This is a genomic window from uncultured Pseudosulfitobacter sp. (assembly GCF_963976325.1).
In the GTDB taxonomy this organism is placed as follows: domain Bacteria; phylum Pseudomonadota; class Alphaproteobacteria; order Rhodobacterales; family Rhodobacteraceae; genus Pseudosulfitobacter.
The window spans coordinates 256,274-278,972 of record NZ_CAXBJW010000002.1; the positions used below are offsets into that span (position 1 = coordinate 256,274).

Consider the following 22,699-nt stretch of genomic DNA (forward strand, 5'->3'; position numbering starts at 1 on the left):
GGCAGGCGATCCCTGCACGCACCGCGTATCAATTCAATAAACGCCTGCTGTGCCCGAGGACTTCATCGACGGCAATACGATCACATCCGCCCCGTGCAATGCGCGGCCATACAGGTGGATCACGTCCTGATTCAGCATCCTTATGCAGCCCGACGACACGTTCCGCCCCAGCTCGCGCGGGTCGGCGTCGCCGTGGATGCGGTACAGCGTATCGACACCGTTTTCGAACAGGTACAGCGCCCGCGCCCCCATCGGGTTACCGGGGCCGGGCGGCATGCCGCCCTTGTCCACGGAATACGGCGCCAGTTCCGGTTTACGGGCGATCATCGTGGCGGGCACTTTCCACACCGGCCATTCGCGGCGGAACTGCAAGCGCGCCGTGCCGTCCCAGGCAAAGCCTGCGGCACCGACGCTGACGCCATAGCGGGTCGCTGTTTCGGGGCTTTCGATGAAATACAGCATGGCATCGTCGGGATCGACGACAATGGTGCCACGGGCGTGTTGCGGCCACAGGTTGGTGACCTCTTGCCGCCAATATTCCGGCTTCAGAATGCCCTCGGGCACCGCGGGTACGGGGTACGGCTCATCAGGGATTGCCTGATAGAACGCAGGCAGTGGCGGGATCACCGGCGCCGGGGGGGCAGCCACCGGCGTGGGTTCAGGGCGGGCACAGGCGCCCAAGGTCGCAGCGGCGCCGCAGGCGACGAACATACGTCTGGTCAACATTTTGGGGTATCCTTTGATCTGATCGGGAATGACGCGGAGCACGCGCCGGTGGGTCCGGTCAGATCAGGCGTGGTGGTCCTTGCGGGGGCGGCTTGGTCACGCTGCTGCGCAACACCCTGTCCTGCGGCACCGGCATGTCCGCATCACGGGCCGGCGCGTCCAGCGTAACAGCGTCGTGCAGGCGCATGTCCTGCGCACAGGGCGACCCCGGCAAGGTGGCCGTGCGGCAGCGTTTGCGCGGGCGTTCGACCGATGCCGGCACAGCGGCAACCTGTGATGCATCCGATGCGGCCGCGTGGGCAGGCCGGGCCAGCGCCGGATAGACAGCCGAAAACGCCCCCCATGGCATTGCCACGAAGACCATCAAAGCCAGTAAAAATGAACGCAAAACCGTCATACTATCGGAAATGGCCGATGCGCCGCGCCAAGTCCACCCTTGGCGCGATCACATCCAGATGATTGGGCCGATGATTGGGCAAATGGGCCTATTTCGTTTTCCACGTGTCCAGCCAGCGCGAGAACCGGCTGCGACGGTCAGCCATCGCGTCGCCTGCGGCTTCCCAGTTGTCCTGCATTTCCTCAAGCCGCGGGTCGATCCGCGCCTGACGGAACCGGCGCCAGCGCACCCAGATGAAATAGACCACCATGAAGAACAGCGTCAGGATAAAGATGTTCAGGAACGGAATGCCCTTGGACGCATCGGGGCCGTCAACTGGCGTTACCGAGATGGCGTTGGGAAAAACCGTACCAAATACCAAGCGCCAGCCGTAATGTTTGATGATCACATAACGCGGGTTGGCAGCGGTCGACTTCAGATCCCCGGCCTCGGCCTGAAGGTTCGAGGTGTCGAATTTGAAATACGGCGGCCAGCCCCAGCCGGTGTCTTCGTTGCGGTACACCATCACCCGGTCGGAGTTGGCCAGCCGCGTCTGGATAAAGAACACATCGCGATTGGACGCAGTGCCATCCGTGCCCACATCCGCCTGCGCCCAGAAGATCGAGTTTTCACCGAAGTCGATTCGCTTTTCGTAGGTATCAGTGATCCGCACGATGTCCTTCTGCGGCAGGGTATAGTGGAAGATTGCCGCCACAAGGACCCAGAACACGATGATGAAAAACCATTTGAGATAGCGCATAGGGGGCCTCCGTTCAGGCGAAATTGGTCAGATAGATGATGGCGCCCACCAGAACCGTAGGCACCACATAGACGCCAAGGATCAGCTTGCGCCGCAAAGAGTTGTCGTATTCGATCATACCAATATCTACAAACGCCTCTTCCGATTGCTCGGCGACACCGGCCTGCGCTTGTTCGCGCCATTCCGCCCGCAGCTTGCCCTTGCGCACGCTGCGCGAATACAGCGACAGGGCGATGTAGATGATCGTCAGCACGACAAAGCCGACACCGATCAAACGCAGCAATGCAAACATGGCTATCTCCTGACTGCGCCCCAGGGGCCGACACGGGCGACAAGGTCGTCCAACGTCTGCGGCTTGGCACGGGTGGTGGCTGCGGGCGGCTCTTCCATCGGGGCGTCATGGCCGAACAGCGCGTCGCGCGTGCCGACCTTGTCCGCCTGATACTCTGCCGCCAGATATTGCGCGACATATTCTTTCTTGGCATCGGGCCAGCGGGCATAGGTGTCATAGAACATCTGCTTGTGACAGATGAACAACTGGCGCACGTCCTTGGGCGTCAGTTCGGCCAGCAGCATATTGACCAGATCGGCATCGGCATGGGCCGCCGCCCGCAGCGTGTAGAAATAGGCCGGATGGTCCGAGGTGATGCGCGGCCACGCGCCGCCGTTCTCGGCCCAGTTGACCAGCGACGCAAGCGCGTGGAATTCCTCGGGCAGGTGCTGGGCATGATTGCGCGCCAACCGCCGCATGTCGGCGCGGGTGGTCCCCGAAAGATCAACGCCCGCCGAGGTGACCGCGTCCACCAGAATGAAATCCATCTTTTGCCGCAGGATCGCAGCCGAATCGATGCCCCGCGCCGCCACGATGGGTTCGGCCAGCCCGTTCAGCTCCAGAAACCGCGCGATCTGGTTGCGCTGGGTTGTCTCGAACACATGCTTGATGGGCAATTCACCCAGTGCTGAGGCATCCCCGCCGGCAATCACCGCCGGATGCTCGACCTTCTGGAACACATAAAGACCGCCGAAATGCGCCGTCCAGAAATTGCCCTGCTCGAACCGCGTTTTCTTCAGCTTCACGGGGTTGCGGGTCACGTCACCGGTTTGCGCGGCCAGACCGATCATCTCGGCGATCAGCACATCGTCAAACCATGCGTCCTCGGCTTCGAGAAACCGGTCCACCTTGCCCGCCAGCTTTTCGGCATTGCGCACGGTGCCTGCGGTGGTGTCCGCATCAATGGTGATCGCGCGAATGTCGAACAGGCGCTGCGGGTTGGACACGTCATAGACCGAATTCACCAGCTCGCCCGCCACCGCATCCCGCGCGGTCAGCGCAAACAGCGCCGCCTCGTTGTCCTCGATGAACCGCCGCAGGATGGTGCGCGAGGTCGAGAATTTCGCATCCAGCAGCGGCGCGCGTTTCTGGTCGGTGCTGAGCAGGATAAACTGCCGGTTCACGCCGCCCTTGTTCAGGTACAGCGGATCACCCAGATCGGCGCCCACTTCGGGGGAAAAGCCGGACAGGTCGATGTAGAAATCGGTGAGCGTGGTGCGCTTGCCGGTCAGATGCTCCAGCGCGCGGTTATAGCGTTCCACCAGCGCGGGGCTGGTGACGGGGTAGAGGTTGCCGAACATGAGGCCGAGGCGGATGAGGCGGTTCATTGGGTTATCCTATCACTCTGACTGAACATACCCGTGAATCTCTGCGCCACCGGAGCTCCGCCCGTTCGCGACGGAAAGGCCCCGCTGGAGCCTTCCTGTTTCATCGCTTACCCTCCAAATGCCGCTTCTTCGCCGCTTCCTGCCGCCCAAAGTCCCGCACCATCGCGTCAATCGCCACCTCGTCCGACTTGTCCGCGTACCGGAACTCGGAATCCGCATAGCGGTTGATTTCTTGTATCACCATCTCCACCGTAATCGGCTGGCGCAGCTCGGCGATCATGTCCTTCTTGGCGTCATAGCTTTTGAACAGGAACAGCTCGGGGTTCTCCATCCACTCATCCGGCAGCTCGAAATCCATCGCCCGCACCTTGACCGCGTCGGTGATGTTCTTGATCGCACGGCCCGTGAACCGCGCGTCCGCCTCTTGAATGCCTTTCAGGTAGGTCCCCAGCTTGGCAATCGTGTCCAATTCGCCGATCTGGTCGTGCACCCTGTCAAACACCTGCATCAGCCCCGCCTCGTGCGGGCGGCTGTGGCTTTCGAAGGATGCGGCGACAGCCGATTTGATTTCCTGCGCCGAAAACACCTGATGCGCGCCCACGGGAATGTCGTGGTTCTTGCCCATCAGCAGGTACAGGATGTCGATGTAATCCTCGCGCGTTTGCGGCCCGTCCACCAGAAACCGCGCCCCCGCGCGCTGGCGCAGGGCGTCGTCCACGTTTTCGGGGTAGTTCGAGAACATGCCAAAGGTGCAGTTGCCCCGCACGACCGTATTGGCCCCGGCAAAGCTTTCCATCAGCACCGCCGTGATCTCCAGCTGCCCCGCGCTGGACTGCCGGTCGCCGCGTTTGCCGGCAAGCTGGTCGATGTCGTCGATGGTGCCGAAACCGATGGCATTGGGATCAATGATCGTGTTGATAAACGCCTTGGCGTTCTGGCCCGACTTGCCCTGATAGCTGTCGATGTTGTCGGTGCTGAGGTTCTGATAGCGGAACGGATAGCCCGCCACCGCGCAATAATCGTTGATCAGCCCCGCCATCATCTGGATCAGCGTGGTCTTGCCCGTGCCCGGCTTGCCATCGCCCATAAAGGTAAAGATGAACCCGCCCAGTTCGGCAAAGGGGTTCAGCTTGCGGTCAAAGTCATAGGCCATCAGCATCTTGGCCAGCTTCATCGCCTGATATTTGGCGATATGGTTGCCCACGACCTCGTTGGGTTTCTTGAAGGTCATCGTCAGCTTGGTCGACTTCGCCTTGGTCGCGGGGGTAAAGCCCGCGATGGTGAAATCATCCGCCTCGACCCGCCAGACGGCGTTGGTGAAACCGGACAGGCGCGGTGCCTCTTGCGCGCGCAGGGCGACCTTTTCCATCAGCGCCTCGGCAAAGGCGGCGACGGTCGCCACCAGCCGCGCGTCGTCGGTGGCGTGGGCGGCGATGTCCTGATCCAGTTCCCACAGCGCGCCGTGCAGGGCAGTCTGGCCGTTGTCCGTCAGCATTTCCTGTACATCGCCCACTTCGACGGTCACTTCCGACTGGTGCGAGGACATGAGGTACGCGGTGGCATTGCCAAACACATAAAGCGTGACCAACGCCTCGCCCGCCAGCAGTTCCGAAAACTCGACCTTGCGGGCGTCGGGCAAATTGCCCTCAAGGTTCGCACGCTTCAAATCACCCAGCCCCGACACATCGGCGTAATTCTCGGCCACCGCCAGGGCGATGGAAATCGCCCGCCGCAGCCCGTTCAGTACCGTTGCCTGCAAGGGCGACATCAGCGCGTCGTCCTCCCCTTCGACCCGCGCGATCAACTGCACGGCACCCGTCACCGTGCTGCGCCGTGTCACCAGACCCGGCGTCGTGGTGCGAAACCGCCGCCGTGTGCCGATGCCCGCGGATGCCTCTTGCTGCGGGGCCTCAACCCCCTTGCCGATCCGCGGCGCGTGGTCAAAGCCCTGCAACATCGCCAAGGCCATCGCGTAATGCGCGGTGATCTCTTGCTCGCGCAGCTCCATCTGGTCGGCTGTCTGGCTCATCTTCTTCCCTCAATCTTCATCTTGCAAAATAAACTCCCCCCGGAGGGCCGAACCGCCAAAAGCGCCCCGCTTAGTACCGCAGCACCCGCCCCGCATCGCTGACCACGAACTTGGCCACCGACCGGAACCCCGGCGGGTTCAGTTCTTCCAACACCTGATAGGGCCGCTGCGGCAGGATGATGCTGCGCTCCATCCGCGTGGTGCCCGTATCGGCGCCGCGCCCGGCAAAGGGGTCCAGCTTGAATATCTCGCGCTCGACGGACGAAAACCAGCCTGCGCGCTCTTCTACCACGCGATCCGATTGCAAGTCCTCCTCGGTCCAGACCAACGCCCAGTCCTGGCCGTCCGGCGCGCGCGCCTGTGACAGCACGTCGCCAATCGGCCCCGACTGTTTGGTGAACGCATCCGAATACATTGGCCCCACGTGAAACCGCCGCAGGCGTTTGGGGTGCAGGTCGTTGAAATCCTCGTCAAAACCCTTGGCGATGGTCATCAGCTTCAGCCCACCCAGCGACTGCGCCATCAGGTGTGCCTGCACTTCGGGCCAGCGGCGCTGATCCTTGGGCAGCGCGGTGCGGCCCGTGTCCTCAAGCTCCATCATGTAGATCACCGGCAGGTTGACCTGACTGTCGTAGACCGCCCAATGCATCCGAAACCGCCGCCGTTCGCCGGTGTTGCCCAACCAGTCGATCGCCGGATCATTGCGCGGCCAGAACAGTTTGCCCTTGAGCAGTTCCTCGTAATACAGACGTTGCGACAGGGCGAATTGCAGCTTGGTCGGCACCGTGCGGTCGCCCAAAATCACCTGCACCATCTGCGCCTTCAGTTCGTCCACCGATGGCATCCCCAGCAGATGTTTTTCCGCCTGCTGCGCGTCCGACGCCATAGTGATCAGCTCGTCCGCCGCCGGAAACCCGCTTTCGGTGGCGTCGATGGCCAGCGATCCAAAGAACCGCCCCGTGTCGCGCCCGACCAGCAGGTATTTCAGGCTGAGCGCCTTGAACGTATAGTTCAGGGCCGCGGCATAGCCGACAAGGATGTTCACTTCGTCACGGGTCAGCGTGCCTTCGGCCTCCATCACGCCCGCGACGCGGGTCATGTGGGCCATGATCGCCTCGAACTTGCGGAAATAGCGGCGCGAGGCGAAAAGGTCGGTCAGGCCGACGGTGTCATTCAGGGCGGTCATTGCTCAGGCTGTCCTTTTCGCCCGCTCACCCGCCATACGCATTGCTGTCGTGCTTTTTCACGATGGCCTCGAACCGGCGGGCAAAGCGTTCGTCGGCCTTGGCCTTTTGCTCCAGCACGTCACGGGCGAAAACCATGTGGTCCTCGTGCGCTTCCAGCATGTCGGCCATGCGCGCGTTGGTGGCGGCACCGATGCCGGCCATGGCGGTTTGTGCCTCTTGGTCGGTTTTCACGCCGATTTCGTTGATGCGGTGGGCCACGTCCTGCTGTTGCGCCGTCTTCAGCGATTTGGTCAGCGCGTCATACAGAACCACACGCTGTTTGGTGTCTGTTTGCAGCTTGTTGATCAGCACCATCTGCGTCGCCGCCTGGTTTTGCAACGAGTCGATCCAGGTTTTGCCCTTTTCGATATAGCGTTCCAGCGTCTGGCTTTTGGCCAGCTTGACCTGTTCGGTCTGTACCATCTGGTTATACTGGCTGTTCAGATCGGCCAGTTCGGTTTCCAGCTTGGTGCGCTTTGCGGCATCGGTTTCCGACGCGATCTGGTTTTCCAGACCGATGATTTTCGGGTCCATTGCCTTGATGTCGTTTTGCAGCGCGGTCAGTTCCTGCACCGTGAATTCACGCTCGTCCAGCGTTTCGGTCAGGTTGCCCTCGACCTTGACCTTTTGCTCTTCCAGCATGGTCAACTGCCCTTGCAGCAGTTGCACGATGATGTCCGATTTGGAAATCAGGTCTTGCAGCTTGTCATCAATCGACGCCGTGCGCACCCGTTCCTGCCGCATACTGTCGGATTTCCCGCGCGAGAAGATGCCGACAAAACTTTCCCAGCCGGTTTTATTGCGCATCTCGTCAAAGTCTTTGGAGAAGGCCGAGGTCACATCGTCCAGACCCATGATCAGCTCGGCGATATTGGCGTTCATCACGTCGGTGTGGGCGTGGACGTCTTCCAGCGTGGCGTTCTCGATGTCGATCATCGCGTCGTCGCCCGCCTTCAACTTGGCGCGCGCGGTTTCGATACGGCTGGTCAGTTCGCTGATCTTGGCCTGTGCTTCGGCCACCTGGCTTTGGGACTCGCGCACCTGTGCGTCAAAGTTGGACATCAAATTCTCCCTCGTATCAATGTGTTGCCATCAATATAGGCAATGTTACTTGCATTTACATCGGGCAAAGCTCCGATTTTGCAAAAACTCTCGCAAATCCGGCGATCAAAGGAAAGAACCAAGCGTTGCGGCGCGCGGCAAAACGCAAGGCCAAGGGCGGCCTTGCGTTGGTTTACGGGCAGATGTTGACCTAGCCGACCACGTTAAAGTCGGGACCATAGGGGTATTTGGTAATATCTTCGGCCCCGTCGTCCGTGATGATCAGAATATCATGCTCGCGGTAGCCCCCTGCCCCCGGCGCGCCTTGGGGCAAGGTCAGCATCGGCTCCATCGAGATCACCATGCCCGCCTCGATCACCGTATCGACGTCTTCGCGCAGTTCCAGTCCCGCCTCGCGGCCATAGTAATGCGACAGCACGCCGAAGGAATGACCATAGCCAAAGGTGCGGTATTGCAGCAGGTTGCGCGCTTCGAAGAAATCGTTGATCGCATGGGTGACCTCGGCACAGGTGGCCCCCGGCTTCAGCAGGCTCATGCCGTATTCGTGGGCCGCGACATTCGCCTCCCAGATCTTCAGCGACGCATCGTCAACCTCGCCCACAAACATCGTGCGTTCCAATGCGGTGTAATAGCCCGAAATCATCGGAAAGGTGTTCAGTGACAGGATGTCACCGTGTTCCAACACCCGCGCGGTGACGGGGTTATGTGCGCCGTCGGTGTTCAGGCCCGACTGAAACCAGACCCAGGTGTCGCGGTACTCGGCATCGGGAAAGCGGCGGGCAATCTCCAACTCCATCGCGTCGCGGCCAGCCATGGCCACGTCAATTTCGCGGGTGCCTGCGCGCACCGCGTCGCGGATGGCGTAACCGCCCACATCGGCCACGGCGGCACCGGCGCGGATCAGCTCCAGTTCGGCGGCGCTTTTGTGCATCCGCTGGCGCATCGTGGCGGGGGCCAGGTCGATCACCTGTACAGGCGACAGAAAGGCCAGCATCTTGCGGTGCTGGTCCAGCGTCATGTGATCGCCTTCAAACCCGACCACACCGCCGGTTCCCGCCACATGCGTCACCGCCCGCCAAAAGTTGTCACGCGTCCAGTCGGTATAGGTGATCGCATCGCCATGGCTGCGCCGCCACGGCTGCCCCGCGTCGATGCCCGCCGAGATCGTCACAACCTCGGACGCGGTCACGACCAGCGCGTAGGGGCGGCCGAACGCACAATAGGTGAAGCCGGAATAATACGACACGTTGTGCATCGACGTCAGCACCGCAGCCGCGACGCCCGTGTCGGCCATGATCCCGCGCAATCCGGCGATGCGGGCATCGTATTCGGCACCCGCGAATTGCAACGGCGCTTTGGTGCCATTGTGCACAGGATGAAAATCAGGGCGCGTGACTGTTGAAATGGGGTTTTGAATGGTCATGTCAGACCCTCCTTTGCAGAAAGATCCCGGCGTTCAGGACATTTTTTGGGGAAAGACACCGGCGACGCCATCGCGCGGCTGTTTTTCTTATAGCCCGGTCAGCGACACCCTGAAAGGCCCCAACAGACCAAAAGGGTGTCGCAAACGGATCATTATCCCAGCAACCGGCGCACCATGGCGCTGTCCGGCTCTGCCAGCGCATCAACCACGTCAAAGTGATGTTTGTCCTGCGCCACGTGGTGACCACAGCCCCATGCATCCGCCAGCCATTGCGCCTGATCCAGAAACGCGGGCCGTTCTGCGCCGCCAACCCAGACGGTCACGTCGCAGTCTGGGGCCGGTTGGTGTACCGGGCTTTCTGCACGGGCCATGGCGGCGTCCATCTGGAAATCATCGTTCATCGTGGTCAGCAACAGCGGCTCAAGATCAGACAGGGGCGAAATGGGCATGACATGGTCCACCCGCGCCACCACATCGGCGGGCAACATGCCAGCCGCACACATCCGCGCCACAAGATGCCCGCCTGCGCTGTGGCCGGCCAGTGCCAGTGGCCCCGTGGTCTGACCGGCGATCACCTGCACCGCCTGCGCAATCGACCGGGTGATGCCTGCGATGCGCACATCTGGGCACAGTTCGTACCCCGGCAAGGCCACCGACCATCCGCGCGCCACCGCCCCTGCCGCCAGATGCGACCAATCGCTGGGCGAAAACATCCGCCAGAACCCGCCATGCACAAAGATCAGCGTGCCTTTGGGCGTGCCTTCGGGCTGGAACAGATCAAAGGTTTGGCGCGGGCTGGGACCATAGCGTAATCCCATCTGGGCACGTTGGCCCAGACTGTTGCGAAAGGCCGCCGCATCGCGCGCCCAGCGGGCCGGATAGCTGGCCCCGTCGGGAATATGGGCACCGTTGGCATAAGCATCGTCGTTAACTGGCATATCGCTTCCCTTGCGTCTGGAACTGGACATTCTTAGCAGGAGTTGGTTTTGCTGCACGAGACCTAATCTGGAGAGATGCGATGCCTAGTGCAAAGACCGACCTGAAAAGCCTGCTGAAAGACCCATCGTTGCTGGAAACACGTGCCTATGTAAACGGCAAGTGGATCGACGGCGACGACGGGACCTTTGACGTGACCAACCCCGCGCGCGGCGATGTGATCGCCCAGGTGGCTGACCTGTCGCGCGCGCAAGTGGGTCAGGCCATTGACGCTGCCGAAGCCGCACAAAAGGAATGGGCAAGCTGGACAGGCAAGGAACGCGCCGCCGTTCTGCGCAAGTGGTTCGACCTGATGATGGAAAATCAGGACGACCTGGGCATCATCCTGACCGCGGAACAGGGCAAACCACTGGCCGAAGCCAAAGGCGAGATCGCCTATGGCGCCAGCTTCATCGAATTCTTCGGCGAAGAAGCCAAACGCAATTACGGCGAAACCATCCCCGGCCACCAGCGCGACAAACGCATCACCGTGATCAAGCAGCCCATCGGTGTGGCCGCGTCGATCACGCCGTGGAACTTTCCCAACGCGATGATCACCCGCAAGGCCGGCCCTGCGCTGGCCGCCGGTTGCGCATTCGTTGCGCGCCCCGCCGCCGAAACCCCGCTGAGCGCAATCGTCATGGGTGTGCTGGCCGAACGCGCGGGCATCCCTGCGGGCGTGTTCAACGTGGTGCCGTCGTCGTCGTCCTCTGCCGTGGGCAAAGAGTTTTGCGAGAACCCCAAGGTGCGCAAGCTGACCTTTACAGGGTCGACCGAAGTCGGCCGCATCCTTTTGAAGCAAGCCTCGGAACAGGTCATGAAATGCTCGATGGAACTGGGCGGCAACGCGCCGTTCATCGTCTTTGACGACGCCGACCTGGACGCCGCCGTCGAAGGCGCGATCATGTGCAAATTCCGCAACAACGGCCAGACCTGCGTATGCGCCAACCGCATCTATGTGCAGGCCGGTGTCTACGATGCCTTTGCCGAAAAGCTGAAAGACCGTGTGTCGAAGATGAAAGTCGGTGACGGCCTTGAGGCGGGCGTGGACCTGGGACCGCTGATCAACCCCGAGGCCGGCGACAAGGTGATCGAACACATCAAGGACGCCAAAGCCAAAGGCGCCACCGTCATTCTGGGCGACGCGCAGGACACGATGACCGGCAACTTCTTTGCCCCCACCATCATCACCGGCGTGACGCCGGATATGGCCGTGGCGACCGAAGAAACCTTTGGCCCGCTGGCGCCACTGTTCAAGTTCGAGGACGAAGACGAAGTGATCGCGATGGCCAACGACACGATCTTTGGTCTGGCGTCCTATTTCTACGCCAAGGACCTGAGCCGCGTGTACAAGGTGGCCGAAGCCCTTGAGTACGGCATTGTCGGCATCAACACCGGCATCATCAGCACCGAACTGGCCCCGTTTGGCGGCGTCAAACAGTCAGGTCTGGGCCGCGAAGGCAGCCACCACGGCATGGAAGACTACCAAGAGATGAAATACATCTGCATGTCGGTCTGATCCGACGCACAGATGAAAGGGCGGGCCTGATGGTCCGCCCTTTTGATTTCACAAGACGCAGTCACGTACTCGACAATCAAAAGATCATCGTCAGTTACCAGTGAATATCAGGCAGTCGCGCCTGTGCGGTCAGCCGTCACAATCGTAAAAGCCTGTCCGTTCTCCACCGCGATTTCATTCAAGGGTTTGATAAATAATCCGTCTGTCCAAGCGCGTGCATGATACAAGCAAGGTGTGATTTCTCTTATTGAAAAAAGGCCCGCACGCGGATGCGCACGGGCCTGATGCTGTCAGTCTGTTGTAATACGAGGCCGGATCAGTTGACCGATTTGGCGTCCACGACATCCTTGCCAATCGACTTGGTGCCTGCCGTAATCTCGATCTGGCGGGGCTTCAGTGCTTCGGGCACTTCGCGTTGCAGGTCGATGTGCAGCATACCGTCGGCATGGGACGCACCGGTCACAACCACATGGTCCGCCAGATGGAAGCGGCGCTCAAAGGCACGGGTGGCGATGCCACGGTGCAAATAGCTGCGCTGGCCGTCCTCGTCCGCCTTGCGGGCGGAAACGATCAACGCCTTTTCACGCACTTCGACGGACAGGTCCTGATCCGAGAAACCCGCAACGGCAATCGAGATGCGATAGGCATCGTCGTCGGTTTTCTCGATGTTATAAGGGGGATAGCTGTTCTGTGCATGCTCGTTGGTCAGAACGCGGTCCATCATGTCAGCGATCTGGTCAAAGCCGACAGTCTGGCGGTAAAGCGGTGCAAAATCAAAAGTACGCATATGTGTCATCCTCTTAGAGTGAGCGATTTCATGTCAGGCCCTCCATCCGTGGACGGACCCGTTTTGCAAAAAGACAGAACCCTGTATAGGCGTTCGGTCAGGACAGATGTGGGGATGGATTTCGCGGTTTCAAGACCTGCCGAAACCGCGTTCTACGATGCCCCTCAGGGCTTGACGAATTTCGCGCCGGTGTCGTTGCGCACACCCACGCGGACGCGGCTGGCAGCGGGCGACGCCCCCTGCTGGAACCCGCCACCGGCCAGCAGTTCGGCCCGCAGCTCTTCCAGCGGCTCGGCCAGCGAGGTGCCCAGCGACACGTTCTTGCCGTCCAGCTCTGCCTTGGCCGACACCACGGACACGATGTTCGCTTCACCGCCGTCAAAGCTGAAGATCGGTGCGCCGGACGATCCGAAATCGACATTACACGAGGTGACCAATACACCTTCCTGGCGCGACAGCACGGTGCAAACCTCTTGCAACGACGGCACTTCGGACCGCGACTTGGCATAGCTGACCACGCCCACGCTGTCACCGGTTGCGGGCCGCACAGCGGTGCCAAATGGGCGGATGCTGGTGTTGCGAATGGGCTGGCTCAGTTCCAGCAACGCCAGATCGTTGCGCACCCGTTCAGACGACACATCGCCGTCGTAGACATAGGCGGGATGCACCACCGCGCGCCGCACATTGCGATAGGCCGATGCGCGCCCGTTGCGCCATCCGGCAAGGAATTCGATCTTTGCATGGTCAATGGGCTGCTTGGTGCGCTTGTCGAACAGGCAATGCGCCGCCGTCAGCACCAGATTGGGCGCAATCAGCGCACCGGTGCAAAATCCGATACCGTCCATGTCCAGACGCCCGACCGCTTCCCATGCGCGCCCGGCGTTGGTTGTCTCAAGACGACGCAACTGCGCGTCCTGCGCAAAAGCCGCGGACGTGACCACAATGGCCATCAAAGACAGTGACATCCAGCGCCGCATCGACTTCTCCTAAAGGGTTCGGCAATCGCCTACGTGCGCCATACGGCGACATTATGGCAAAGTTGAAGATCAGCGCAAAATCGGCACCGGTGCTGCCTTTGTCAGGCTGCGGTCCAAAGCGGGTGGACGCGGTCCCCCGGTTGCCCAATCCAAAAGCTCGACCGTGTGCACCACAGGAATACCCGTCGCACTGCCGATCTGCATCATGCAACCGATATTGCCTGCCGCGATGATGTCTGGGGCCTTTGCCTCAAGCGTGCGCACCTTGCGCGCCTTCAACTGCGCCGAAATCTCGGGCTGCATCAGGTTGTAGGTGCCTGCCGAACCGCAGCACAAATGGCTGTCGGCAGGCTCGACCACGCCGAACCCGGCCATCTTCAGCAGGGTCTTGGGGTGTGTCTTGATCTGCTGGCCATGTTGCAGCGAACAGGCGGCGTGATAGGCAACCGTCACCGTGCGGTCGCTGTCGGTCGGCTGTGTTGCATCGGTGCCGGCAATGCCCATCGCCGCCATGTTCGGACTGCGCGCGATATGCTCGGGCGTCATGATGTTCACCAGCAACTCGCTGATATCCACTGCCTTTTCCGCCACACGTTTTGCATCGACTTCAAGGTCGGTGCGCGCAAACATATGCCCGTAATCTTTCACCGTGGTGCCACAGCCCGAGGTGTTGATCACAATCGCATCCAGCCCGTCGCCGTCCATCTCGGCCGCCCATACGGTGATGTTCCGCGCCGCCGCTGCGTGGCTTTCGTCGCTTTTGCCCATGTGGTGCGTCAGCGCCCCACAGCAGCCCGCGCCCTTGGCTACCACCACCTCGCACCCCAGCCGCGTCAGCAGACGGATCGTCGCGTCGTTGATGTCGGTGTTGAGTGCCTTTTGCGCGCAACCGGTCATCAGCGCCACGCGCTTGATCCGGGGCACCACCGGGGCAAAGTTTTGCGGATCGTCATTGCGGCTGACGGGCGGCACCTGTTTCGGTGCCATCGCGATCATCGCACGCAAACGCGGATCGGGCAGCAACCGCGCAAAGGGACGCGCCATCTTGGCCCCCAGCAAGGCCACCCGGAACCGCGTGGGATAGGGCAAAACCCGCGCCAGAACCCAGCGCAAAGCACGGTCGCTCATGGGGCGCTTGTAATGGTCCTCGATATATTCCCGCGCCTGATCCACCAGATGCATGTAATGCACGCCCGACGGACAGGTGGTCATGCACGCCAGACAGGACAGGCAGCGGTCGATGTGCCCCACCGTCTTGGCATCCGGCACCCGTTCGTTTTCCAGCATGTCCTTGATCAGGTAAATGCGCCCGCGCGGGCTGTCCAATTCGTCACCCAACACCTGGTAAGTCGGGCAGGTGGCGGTGCAAAATCCGCAATGCACACAGGATCGCAAAATCTGGTTGGCACGCTGGATCTTGGGGTCGCGCATCTGTTCAGGCGTGAATGTCGTTTGCATCGTCTCTCTTTCAACTGCTCATCAGCCGGGCCGAGGCCAGACCGAACCACGGCACCGTGGTGCCCATTGCGCCGATCACACCGGTCCAACGGCGCATCGCAGGCCCCTGATCCGCCTGCCGCAAGGCCAGGGCGGCAAGCGCCAGCACCGCAATCCACGCGGCCCAGATCAGGCCCATGCCGACACCCGTGGCCCAGATGTTCGCCCCCCACGGCACCGGCGCCAGAAACCGCAACCACATGCTTGCGGCCGCCGCCATCACCATGAAAGCAACCAACCGTGCAAAAACGGTCGACGATGGGGTCAAGCGCATCAGGCGCAAGAACACCCACGGACCGAAACCGAAAACCACCACGAACAAGGCAGGCCACAGCACGGTCACGCCGCTTTCATCCCGCGCCCCGTCAACACGCCACGCGGGTCAAACCGCGCCCGCACCCCGTCCGTCAACGCCGCCAGCGCCGGTGCTTCGGGCTGGAACACCCCCAGCCGCGCACGCACATCCGCGTCGGCCCGCACAAGGGTCGCATGTCCTGCAAACGGCGCAATCCTGGCGCGCAGATCGGTCCCGGCGGCGCACAGCACCCAGATCAGCCCACCGCCCCAATCCAGCATGTACTCTGCCCCGTCCGGCAGACCATTCACAATGCAGGGCGCGTCGCTGGGCTTGACCGACACCCGCCACACATCGCCCGAACGCCCGACAAAAGGCTGCACATCGCGCACATCGCGCCACAAGGCTTGCGACGCCTGCGCATCCAGCCGCTCAACCGCGCCAAAACTGCCCAGCACCCCCTCAAGCGCTTCCAACCGATAGGCCACAGAGGTTTCAAACCCTTCGATCCGCACCACTGCTCCACGATCCGGCAAGAACGCAGCTCCGGTCACCTCGAACGGCGACCCCAGCCCGCGCGACAATGCCGCCACAGCCTGTTCCGCCACACCTGTGCCAATCACAAGCGTGGCTTCTGTCTCGGGCGCGGGCAGCACCTTCATCGAAATTTCGCTCAGCACGCCCAACGTGCCGAACGATCCGCACATCAGCTTGACCAGATCATAACCGGTGACGTTCTTCATCACCCGCCCGCCGTTCTTGACGATCCGTCCCGCGCCATCGACAAACCGCACGCCCAGCGCAAAATCCCGCGCCGCACCCACCGCAATCCGCCGTGGTCCGCTGATATTCGCCGCCATCACCCCGCCAATGGTCGGCGCGCCCGACGTGCCCAGCAGCGCCCGGTGATCCATTGGCTCGAACGCCAGCCGCTGGTTTTCCGCAGCCAGCGCCGCCTCGATCTCGGCCACCGGCGTTCCGGCCCCCGCCACCAGCGTCAGCGCCCCCGGCTCGTACAACCGAATCCCGGCCAGTCCAGCCGAACACAGCACATCCCCGGCCGCCACAAAGCCGCGGGTGCCACCGCCCTGCACCGCCAGCGGCGTCGTGGCATCTGCAATCATCCCGGCCAGCTCTTCTTCACTCTGCGGTGTCATCATCTTCTTTTGGCTCCAAATATCCCGGGGGGGGTCAGGGGGCTGGTCCCCTATTGCGCCGCCATGGCAACCGTGCGCCGCGTGTCCGATGCGTCCAACGGAAACACCTTCGCGGGGTTCAGCAACCATTGCGGATCAAACACATCCTTCACCGCCATCTGCGCCTCAAGGTCGTCTGTCGTGTACTGCACATGCATCAGGTCGCGTTTTTCAATGCCGACACCATGCTCGCCGGTCAGACAGCCGCCAACCTCGACGCACAGCTTTAGCACCTCGGCACCAAAGGCCTCGCACAGTTCCAGATCACCCGGCTTGTTGGCATCGAACAGGATCAGCGGGTGCATATTGCCGTCGCCTGCGTGAAAGACATTGCCAACCCGCAGCCCGTATTCCGCCGACATCTCGCCGATGCGCCGCAGCACAAACGGCAAGGACGACACCGGAATCGTCCCATCCAGGCACATGTAATCGTTGATCTGCCCCATCGCGCCAAAAGCGCTTTTGCGCCCCAACCAGATGCGCGCACTTTCCTCGGGCGACTTGCTTTCGCGCAACTCGACCGGATTGTGCCGCCGCGCAATCTCCATGATGCGCGCCAGTTGGTCGTCAATTTCGGCGGCCGCCCCTTCAACCTCGACGATCAGCAGCGCCTCGCAGTCCGGGTATCCGGCCCCGGCAAAGGCTTCGGTCGCCTCGATGCAGGGACGGTCCATAAACTCGATCGCCACCGGCAGGACACCCGCCTTGATGATGTCCGACACGCAGGCCCCCGCGACTTCGTTGTCGTCAAATCCCATCAGCACGGGCCGCGCGCCCTCGGGCTTGTGCAGGATGCGCAAGGTCGCCTCGGTGACCACCCCCAACTGACCTTCGGACCCGCAGATTACCCCCAACAGGTCCAGCCCGCCCGCATCCAGATAACCGCCACCGATCTCGATCACGGTGCCGTCCATCTGCACCAGCGTCACGCCCATCAGGTTGTTGGTCGTGACTCCGTATTTCAAACAATGCGCCCCGCCGCTGTTCATCGCGATGTTGCCCGCAATGGCACAGGCCAACTGGCTGGACGGGTCGGGCGCATAGAAAAATCCGTCTTCCTCGACAGCGCCCGTGACGCTCAGGTTGGTGCGGCCTGTCTGCACGCGAATGATCCGGTTGGCGTAATCCGTCTCGATCACGTCATTCATCCGCGCCACACCCAGAATAACGCAATCCGCCGTCGGCAGCGCGCCACCGGCCAGCGACGTGCCGGACCCGCGCGGAACAACGGGCACACATTCCTCGTGGCAAATGCGCAGCACATCCGACACCTCTTGCGTCGACGACGGCAGCACAGCCACCATCGGCGCGCATTTATAGGCCGTCAGCGCGTCGCATTCATAAGCGCGCGTCTCGGCCACGTCGCTGATCACGGCGTCGGCTGGCAATACCTTCAGCAAACGCGCGACAACGCGGTCCTTGCGGGCCAGAACGGCGGGGTTCGGAATCGGCATTTCCACGGCAGTTCCTCCTATTGGTAAAATATTATTACCAATTTCAGCGCGTGACAAGGGATACGCTGACACCCTATCACTCTACCATGACCTGGACCAACCGCCTCACCCTGTTTACGACGCTGGATTACGTCGCTCTGGGCTTGCTGATTGCGGCATGGCTGCTGATCGGCTGGCGCGTCGAAAGCACCACGTCCAAGACCCCGTCGACCGCACGCATCATGTCCGGCTACCGCCGCGAATGGATGGTCCAGATGATCACACGCAACCCGCGCATCTTTGACGCACACGTCCTTGGCAGCCTGCGCCAAAGCACGGCGTTCTTCGCCTCGACCTCGGCCATCGCCATCGGCGGTGCGCTGGCAATGATCGGCAACGCCGAACATATCACCGACATCGCCAACGACCTGATCCTCGTCTCGGAACCCACCTTTGTCTGGGAGGCCAAGCTGCTGATTATCAGCCTGTTCCTGACCAACGCCTTTTTGAAGTTTGTCTGGTCCAACCGCCTGTTCGGCTATGCCGCCGTGGTCATGGCCTCGGTGCCCAACGATCCCAACGACCCCATCGCCCTGCCCCGCGCCAACCAGTCGGCCGAGATCAACATCACCGCCGCCCGCAGCTTCAACCGCGGCTTGCGCGCCGTCTATTTCGGAATCGCAATGGCCGCTTGGCTGCTTGGACCCGTCCCGCTGATGATCGCCACGGCCTTTACCCTTGCGGTGATCTGGCGGCGCGAGTTTGCCTCGCATTCGCGCAAGATCCTGATGGGCACGGCATCGTCAGAATAGCCGACGGCGTCCCATTTCTCTGGTTCAAAAAATCCCGGGGACGCCCGCAGGGCGGGGGCAGAGCCCCGGATTAATCCCGATGATAAGGCGCACCGGCCAGAATGGACGCGGCCCGGTACAATTGTTCGGCCAGCATCACCCGGACCAGCATGTGCGGCCAGACCATCGCCCCGAAAGACAACGCAAAATCCGCCTCGGCGCGCAGCGTGGGGTCGATCCCGTCGGCTCCGCCAATCACCAGCGCCAGATCGGACCGCCCGCCATCGCGCCATCCGGCCAGACGCTGGGCAAACTTCGGCGACGATTCCACCCGGCCGCGTTCGTCCATCACCGCCAGCAGCGCGCCCTTGGGAATTGCACGGCGCAGCAGCTCGGCCTCGGCGGCCATGCCGCCCCCCTTGCGGTCGTCCACTTCAACGATCTGCGCCGGACCCAGGCTCAGGGCCCGTCCGGTGCGGTCGAATCGTGTCAGGTAGTCGGATATAAGGTCAGCCTCGGGGCCGCCACGCAGGCGCCCCACGGCAATGATGTGAACCTTCATAGATGCGTCAGACGGCGGCGGGTGTTTCGCCTGTGCCCAACCACATCTTTTCAAGCTGGTAGAACTCGCGCACTTCGGGACGGAACACGTGCACGATCACGTCGCCCGTATCGACCAGAACCCAGTCGCCCGTGTCCTTGCCTTCGATCCGCGCGGGGCGGCCGAATGCCTCTTTCAGGCGCACCAACAGCTTTTCAGCGATGGCGGACACCTGACGCGAGGACCTGCCGGAACACACGACCATATAGTCGCCAAAGGCGGTCTTGCCTTGCAGGTTGATCTGCACGACATCTTCGGCTTTGTCATCGGAAAGGGAAGAAAGGATCAAAGCGAGCTGCGCATCGCTGCCTGCTTCGGGTGCTGCGGCGCTCATCAGTGCGCCCGTGTGGTCGGCAGCCGGTGCCGACGTTGTGTGGATTGACAGGACATTGCCCTCCTAGATACGCGCCGTCTGATCCCCGGCGCTGGGATATGCATGTAAGGTAGCAAGCCTAGGGGCGGATTTCAACGCATGGCTGACATGATCGCAGCGACGGGCCGAATGCTGCTGAACTTGCGTGCACGTACCCACGGTCGCTAGACTGACCCGACGCTGCAACAAGGACCGATCTGGTGACGCAACTCATACGTGTTCTCTGTGCCGTTCTGGCGCTGTGCTCTGCCGTCCGCGCCGGGTCGGCCCAACAGGTTGTGTTCGAGGAATGGCATTACCACCAGCCCGGCGACCTGCTGTTTGACGAGGGTGTTCACACCGCAGGCGTGATCCTGGAAGATTACAGCTTTGCCATCATGGTGCTGGATGCCGAAGGGAAAAACACGGCCATCGGGGCCGTTATCCCCGGAACCGACTTTCAGGACAGCGTCAAATCGACCCTGACCATGACCGACGGTTCGGCCCGCACGCTGACCATCACCGGCGACCAGTTGCGCCGTGAACGGCCCAAGGCACCGGGCATGGTCTCCTATAGCTTCTTCCTTTCGGATGAGGATGTCGAATTGTTCCAGGCCGCCCGTGACTGGACCCTGCAAGCCGGCGACCAAAGTGCGACGTTCCCCCTGGCAGGCTCGCGGGTCGCGGTGGACGCTGCGCGCGAGGCGCAGAAAATCAGCGCGGCCGGGCCAGAGGTGCGCGCCGAATGGATCGCCGCCTGCGACGCCGCAGCCGCGCACCCTTATGACAGCGAATCGCCCGTGCCCGGTGTGGCGTGGGATGATATGGACCCAGACGTCGCCACCCCCGCCTGTCTGAACGCCTATGCCGCAGGTGAAGTGCCGCCGCGCATCCGCTACGAACTGGGCCGCGCCTATGACAAGGCGGGCGATTCCCGTGCGCTGGAGCTGCTGACCAAAGCCGCCCGCGACGACCACTATCCGATCGCCTACAATGCCCTTGCGACCCTCTATGGCACAGGCACCTATACAACACGCAACATCGCCACCGCCCGCGATCTGCTGGAAAAGGGTGTCGAATCGGATGATCCTGTCAGCACATATTCCTTGGGCCGGATGCTGATCGAACAGGGCAAGGGTGCGACAGATGACATAGACCGTGGTCGCACGTTGCTGCTGGAAGCTGCCGAGGCAGGCTATCCCCCCGCCCAACGCGTCTATGGGCAATGGTTGGTGGATGGCACGCTGGCTGCGGGTGACCCCGAACGCGCCAAAAGCTTTCTGGAAAAAGCCGCAGCCACAGGCGACGCGGACGCGGCCCTTGCGCTGGCGCAGCTTTACGTTGGCGACAGCGGCCTGCCCGCCGATCCCAGGGCCTATCTGAAATATCTCAAGCTGGCAGCCAAAGGCGGCAACCAAACCGCCCTGGACGCACTTAAGCTGGATTAACCAAACGACGTGCTCGGCGCCGTATCGTCCGTGGCTGCCGGCGCTTCGGGTGTGGTGCCGGGCGCTGCGGCTTCGTCGCCAAAGTGTTGCTTGGTCGTGCCGCCCAACATCCGAACCTCGCGCTGCGGGAAGGGAATTGAAATGTTGTTTTCCTTAAAGATGTCCCACAGCGCCAGATAGACGTTGCCGCGAATGTTGGTCAGCCCGCCGGTCGGGTCCTTGATCCAGAATCGCAGGATATAGTCCACGCTGCTGTCGCCAAAGCCGACCACGTGACAGACCGGCGGTCGGTGGCTTAGCACGCGGTCGGCGCTTTTGGCGGCCTCGATGGCCAGCCTGCGCACCTGATGCGGATCATCCTCGTAAGAGGTGCCAAAATAGATGTCCAACCGCACGAAGTCGTTGGAATGCGACCAGTTCACCACCTGCCCCGTGATCAGGTCTTCGTTCGGGATCAGGTATTCCTTGCCATCCCGTGTAACGACCGAGGCATAGCGCGCGCCCAGCGTCTGGATCCAGCCAAAGGTATCGCCCAGACTGATAACGTCACCGGGCTTGATCGACTTGTCCAACAAGATGATCACACCCGACACAAGGTTCGAAATCACCTTTTGCAGACCAAAACCCAGACCCACACCGATGGCACCGGTCAGGACCGCAAGGCCGGTCAGGTCGATGCCCACCGCCTTGATCCCCGCGAAAAAGGCAAAGCCGTACAGGCCGATCTGCACCCCCTTGACCGCAAGAACCTGCATCGACGGGCTGATGTCTTCGTTTTTGCGAATGGTCGCGGCGGTTGTGTTGCTGACCAGCCGCGCCAGCGTGAACAGCACACCGATCACCACGGCGGCAACGATCAGCGTCAGAATCGACAGCCGGAAATCACCGACCGAAATCGCCAGCCGGTCCAGAAACACCGACACCTCGTCCGAAATGTTCAGGTAGAACAGCGTGACGTAAATCCACAGCCCCCAGGTCACCACCCGCCGCAGAAACCGGTTGCGCACCAGCCGGGCGGAAAACCCGATGAACGCCCAGGCGGTCGCCAGCGTCGCCGCCAACCCGATCAGATAGGACCGCGACGGCCAGGTGACCTCTTGCATCACCAGCCAGATCGACCAGCCCAGCAGCGCATACCACAGCAACCCCAACCTGCGCCGGATCTGCACAACCATGCGCAACTGCCACGCCTTCCAACCCTCGCGCGAGCGCACCCAGTTTTGCAGAAGATGCCCCGAAAACTTGTGCAAACCATAGCACAGGACCGCCAGACCGATAATGATCAGAACCTGATAAAGCCGCCAGCCGGGTTGCAGCAGACTGACAAGAAAAGACTGGATCGTGCCCGCCGAGGTTCGAATGGCGTCCAGCAAATCCAGACCGAACTTGGCTCCCGTCTCGGTGGTGTTCTCCATGCGCGCTCCCAGCTTTGGCGTTCAGGTTGCACTTAGACGCAATGCGGCGCAAGCCAAACGAAATGACGTGATGCGCCCTGTTGCAGGTAGGTTTCGACGCAAAACGCGGCATTCAGGGCCCTCGCGCAGATTTTGCTTGTCCACCTTGCACC

The 22,699-nt window shown here is 61.8% G+C and carries 22 protein-coding genes; 3 read left to right on the plus strand and 19 right to left on the minus strand.

The window, feature by feature from the left end; genetic code table 11:
• Positions 1-33: 33 nt before the first annotated feature.
• The 10 genes from AAC077_RS08440 to AAC077_RS08485 form a co-directional block, all read right to left on the minus strand.
• Positions 34-726, minus strand: a complete 693-nt coding sequence (locus AAC077_RS08440; protein ID WP_339768474.1) for a L,D-transpeptidase — start codon at positions 724-726, stop codon at positions 34-36.
• Between the two features lie 58 nt (positions 727-784).
• The gene (locus AAC077_RS08445; protein ID WP_339768476.1) at positions 785-1,081 is read right to left on the minus strand and encodes a hypothetical protein; all 297 of its coding nucleotides are present in this window, start codon (positions 1,079-1,081) and stop codon (positions 785-787) included.
• A 130-nt stretch (positions 1,082-1,211) separates the two neighbouring features.
• On the minus strand, positions 1,212-1,862 hold the full coding sequence (locus tag AAC077_RS08450) for a DUF1523 family protein (protein ID WP_339768478.1): 651 nt from the start codon (positions 1,860-1,862) through the stop codon (positions 1,212-1,214).
• A gap of 13 nt (positions 1,863-1,875) precedes the next feature.
• Complete coding sequence (locus AAC077_RS08455; RefSeq protein WP_339768480.1) at positions 1,876-2,154, minus strand: hypothetical protein; 279 nt, start codon at positions 2,152-2,154, stop codon at positions 1,876-1,878.
• Between the two features lie 2 nt (positions 2,155-2,156).
• Positions 2,157-3,521 carry a DUF6638 family protein gene (locus AAC077_RS08460; protein WP_339768482.1) on the minus strand — a complete coding sequence of 455 codons (1,365 nt, stop codon included), beginning with the start codon at positions 3,519-3,521 and terminating at the stop codon, positions 2,157-2,159.
• 100 nt (positions 3,522-3,621) lie between these two features.
• Positions 3,622-5,550 (minus strand): ATP-binding protein, encoded by a 1,929-nt coding sequence (locus tag AAC077_RS08465; protein WP_339768484.1) that lies wholly within the window; start codon positions 5,548-5,550, stop codon positions 3,622-3,624.
• A gap of 70 nt (positions 5,551-5,620) precedes the next feature.
• A complete protein-coding gene (locus AAC077_RS08470; protein ID WP_339768486.1) occupies positions 5,621-6,736 on the minus strand; it encodes a hypothetical protein in 1,116 nt (371 codons plus the stop codon).
• Between the two features lie 25 nt (positions 6,737-6,761).
• Positions 6,762-7,838 (minus strand): hypothetical protein, encoded by a 1,077-nt coding sequence (locus AAC077_RS08475; RefSeq protein ID WP_339768488.1) that lies wholly within the window; start codon positions 7,836-7,838, stop codon positions 6,762-6,764.
• 190 nt (positions 7,839-8,028) lie between these two features.
• Entirely contained in the window at positions 8,029-9,261 is a 1,233-nt protein-coding gene (locus tag AAC077_RS08480) for an aminopeptidase P family protein (protein ID WP_339768490.1), read from the minus strand.
• A 152-nt stretch (positions 9,262-9,413) separates the two neighbouring features.
• On the minus strand, positions 9,414-10,199 hold the full coding sequence (locus AAC077_RS08485; protein WP_339768492.1) for an alpha/beta hydrolase: 786 nt from the start codon (positions 10,197-10,199) through the stop codon (positions 9,414-9,416).
• Between the two features lie 80 nt (positions 10,200-10,279).
• On the opposite strand from AAC077_RS08485, the gene AAC077_RS08490 reads away from it, so the two are divergent.
• Complete coding sequence (locus AAC077_RS08490) at positions 10,280-11,755, plus strand: NAD-dependent succinate-semialdehyde dehydrogenase (RefSeq protein ID WP_339768494.1); 1,476 nt, start codon at positions 10,280-10,282, stop codon at positions 11,753-11,755.
• Between the two features lie 316 nt (positions 11,756-12,071).
• On the opposite strand, the gene AAC077_RS08495 is transcribed toward AAC077_RS08490, so the two are convergent.
• From AAC077_RS08495 to AAC077_RS08520, 6 genes are all read right to left on the minus strand, one after another.
• Entirely contained in the window at positions 12,072-12,542 is a 471-nt protein-coding gene (locus AAC077_RS08495; protein WP_339768496.1) for an Hsp20 family protein, read from the minus strand.
• Between the two features lie 164 nt (positions 12,543-12,706).
• Positions 12,707-13,519, minus strand: a complete 813-nt coding sequence (locus AAC077_RS08500; protein ID WP_339768498.1) for a trypsin-like serine protease — start codon at positions 13,517-13,519, stop codon at positions 12,707-12,709.
• 69 nt (positions 13,520-13,588) lie between these two features.
• Positions 13,589-14,977 carry a glycolate oxidase subunit GlcF gene (gene glcF, locus AAC077_RS08505; RefSeq protein ID WP_339768500.1) on the minus strand — a complete coding sequence of 463 codons (1,389 nt, stop codon included), beginning with the start codon at positions 14,975-14,977 and terminating at the stop codon, positions 13,589-13,591.
• A gap of 10 nt (positions 14,978-14,987) precedes the next feature.
• A complete protein-coding gene (locus AAC077_RS08510; RefSeq protein ID WP_339768502.1) occupies positions 14,988-15,359 on the minus strand; it encodes a hypothetical protein in 372 nt (123 codons plus the stop codon).
• Positions 15,356-16,468, minus strand: coding sequence for an FAD-binding protein (locus AAC077_RS08515; protein WP_339769488.1), 1,113 nt, complete (start codon positions 16,466-16,468; stop codon positions 15,356-15,358). Before AAC077_RS08515 ends, AAC077_RS08510 begins: the two co-directional genes overlap by 4 nt.
• Positions 16,469-16,518: 50 nt before the next feature.
• Entirely contained in the window at positions 16,519-17,967 is a 1,449-nt protein-coding gene (locus AAC077_RS08520; RefSeq protein WP_339768504.1) for an FAD-linked oxidase C-terminal domain-containing protein, read from the minus strand.
• Between the two features lie 80 nt (positions 17,968-18,047).
• Here AAC077_RS08520 and AAC077_RS08525 point away from each other — a divergent pair, with 80 nt between their 5' ends.
• Positions 18,048-18,752, plus strand: coding sequence for a DUF599 domain-containing protein (locus AAC077_RS08525; protein ID WP_339768505.1), 705 nt, complete (start codon positions 18,048-18,050; stop codon positions 18,750-18,752).
• A 70-nt stretch (positions 18,753-18,822) separates the two neighbouring features.
• Here AAC077_RS08525 and rlmH read toward each other — a convergent pair whose 3' ends face one another.
• Positions 18,823-19,293, minus strand: a complete 471-nt coding sequence (gene rlmH / locus AAC077_RS08530) for a 23S rRNA (pseudouridine(1915)-N(3))-methyltransferase RlmH (RefSeq protein WP_339768507.1) — start codon at positions 19,291-19,293, stop codon at positions 18,823-18,825.
• Between the two features lie 7 nt (positions 19,294-19,300).
• Complete coding sequence (gene rsfS / locus AAC077_RS08535; RefSeq protein ID WP_339768509.1) at positions 19,301-19,666, minus strand: ribosome silencing factor; 366 nt, start codon at positions 19,664-19,666, stop codon at positions 19,301-19,303.
• A gap of 239 nt (positions 19,667-19,905) precedes the next feature.
• Between rsfS and AAC077_RS08540 the strand changes: the two genes are divergently transcribed.
• Entirely contained in the window at positions 19,906-21,132 is a 1,227-nt protein-coding gene (locus AAC077_RS08540; protein ID WP_339768510.1) for a hypothetical protein, read from the plus strand.
• On the opposite strand, the gene AAC077_RS08545 is transcribed toward AAC077_RS08540, so the two are convergent.
• Positions 21,129-22,547 carry a mechanosensitive ion channel domain-containing protein gene (locus tag AAC077_RS08545; protein ID WP_339768512.1) on the minus strand — a complete coding sequence of 473 codons (1,419 nt, stop codon included), beginning with the start codon at positions 22,545-22,547 and terminating at the stop codon, positions 21,129-21,131. The genes AAC077_RS08540 and AAC077_RS08545 overlap by 4 nt on opposite strands.
• Positions 22,548-22,699 lie beyond the last annotated feature (152 nt).

Coding starts and splice junctions, on each gene's coding strand:
- AAC077_RS08450 (WP_339768478.1), bottom strand. CDS start 1,862: ATGCGCTATCTCAAATGGTTTTTCATCATCGTGTTCTGGGTCCTTGTG.
- AAC077_RS08485 (WP_339768492.1), bottom strand. CDS start 10,199: ATGCCAGTTAACGACGATGCTTATGCCAACGGTGCCCATATTCCCGAC.
- AAC077_RS08500 (WP_339768498.1), bottom strand. CDS start 13,519: ATGCGGCGCTGGATGTCACTGTCTTTGATGGCCATTGTGGTCACGTCC.
- AAC077_RS08440 (WP_339768474.1), bottom strand. CDS start 726: ATGTTGACCAGACGTATGTTCGTCGCCTGCGGCGCCGCTGCGACCTTG.
- rlmH (WP_339768507.1), bottom strand. CDS start 19,293: ATGAAGGTTCACATCATTGCCGTGGGGCGCCTGCGTGGCGGCCCCGAG.
- AAC077_RS08480 (WP_339768490.1), bottom strand. CDS start 9,261: ATGACCATTCAAAACCCCATTTCAACAGTCACGCGCCCTGATTTTCAT.
- AAC077_RS08455 (WP_339768480.1), bottom strand. CDS start 2,154: ATGTTTGCATTGCTGCGTTTGATCGGTGTCGGCTTTGTCGTGCTGACG.
- rsfS (WP_339768509.1), bottom strand. CDS start 19,666: ATGAGCGCCGCAGCACCCGAAGCAGGCAGCGATGCGCAGCTCGCTTTG.
- glcF (WP_339768500.1), bottom strand. CDS start 14,977: ATGCAAACGACATTCACGCCTGAACAGATGCGCGACCCCAAGATCCAG.
- AAC077_RS08495 (WP_339768496.1), bottom strand. CDS start 12,542: ATGCGTACTTTTGATTTTGCACCGCTTTACCGCCAGACTGTCGGCTTT.
- AAC077_RS08460 (WP_339768482.1), bottom strand. CDS start 3,521: ATGAACCGCCTCATCCGCCTCGGCCTCATGTTCGGCAACCTCTACCCC.
- AAC077_RS08545 (WP_339768512.1), bottom strand. CDS start 22,547: ATGGAGAACACCACCGAGACGGGAGCCAAGTTCGGTCTGGATTTGCTG.
- AAC077_RS08515 (WP_339769488.1), bottom strand. CDS start 16,468: ATGACACCGCAGAGTGAAGAAGAGCTGGCCGGGATGATTGCAGATGCC.
- AAC077_RS08470 (WP_339768486.1), bottom strand. CDS start 6,736: ATGACCGCCCTGAATGACACCGTCGGCCTGACCGACCTTTTCGCCTCG.
- AAC077_RS08490 (WP_339768494.1), top strand. CDS start 10,280: ATGCCTAGTGCAAAGACCGACCTGAAAAGCCTGCTGAAAGACCCATCG.
- AAC077_RS08475 (WP_339768488.1), bottom strand. CDS start 7,838: ATGTCCAACTTTGACGCACAGGTGCGCGAGTCCCAAAGCCAGGTGGCC.
- AAC077_RS08525 (WP_339768505.1), top strand. CDS start 18,048: ATGACCTGGACCAACCGCCTCACCCTGTTTACGACGCTGGATTACGTC.
- AAC077_RS08465 (WP_339768484.1), bottom strand. CDS start 5,550: ATGAGCCAGACAGCCGACCAGATGGAGCTGCGCGAGCAAGAGATCACC.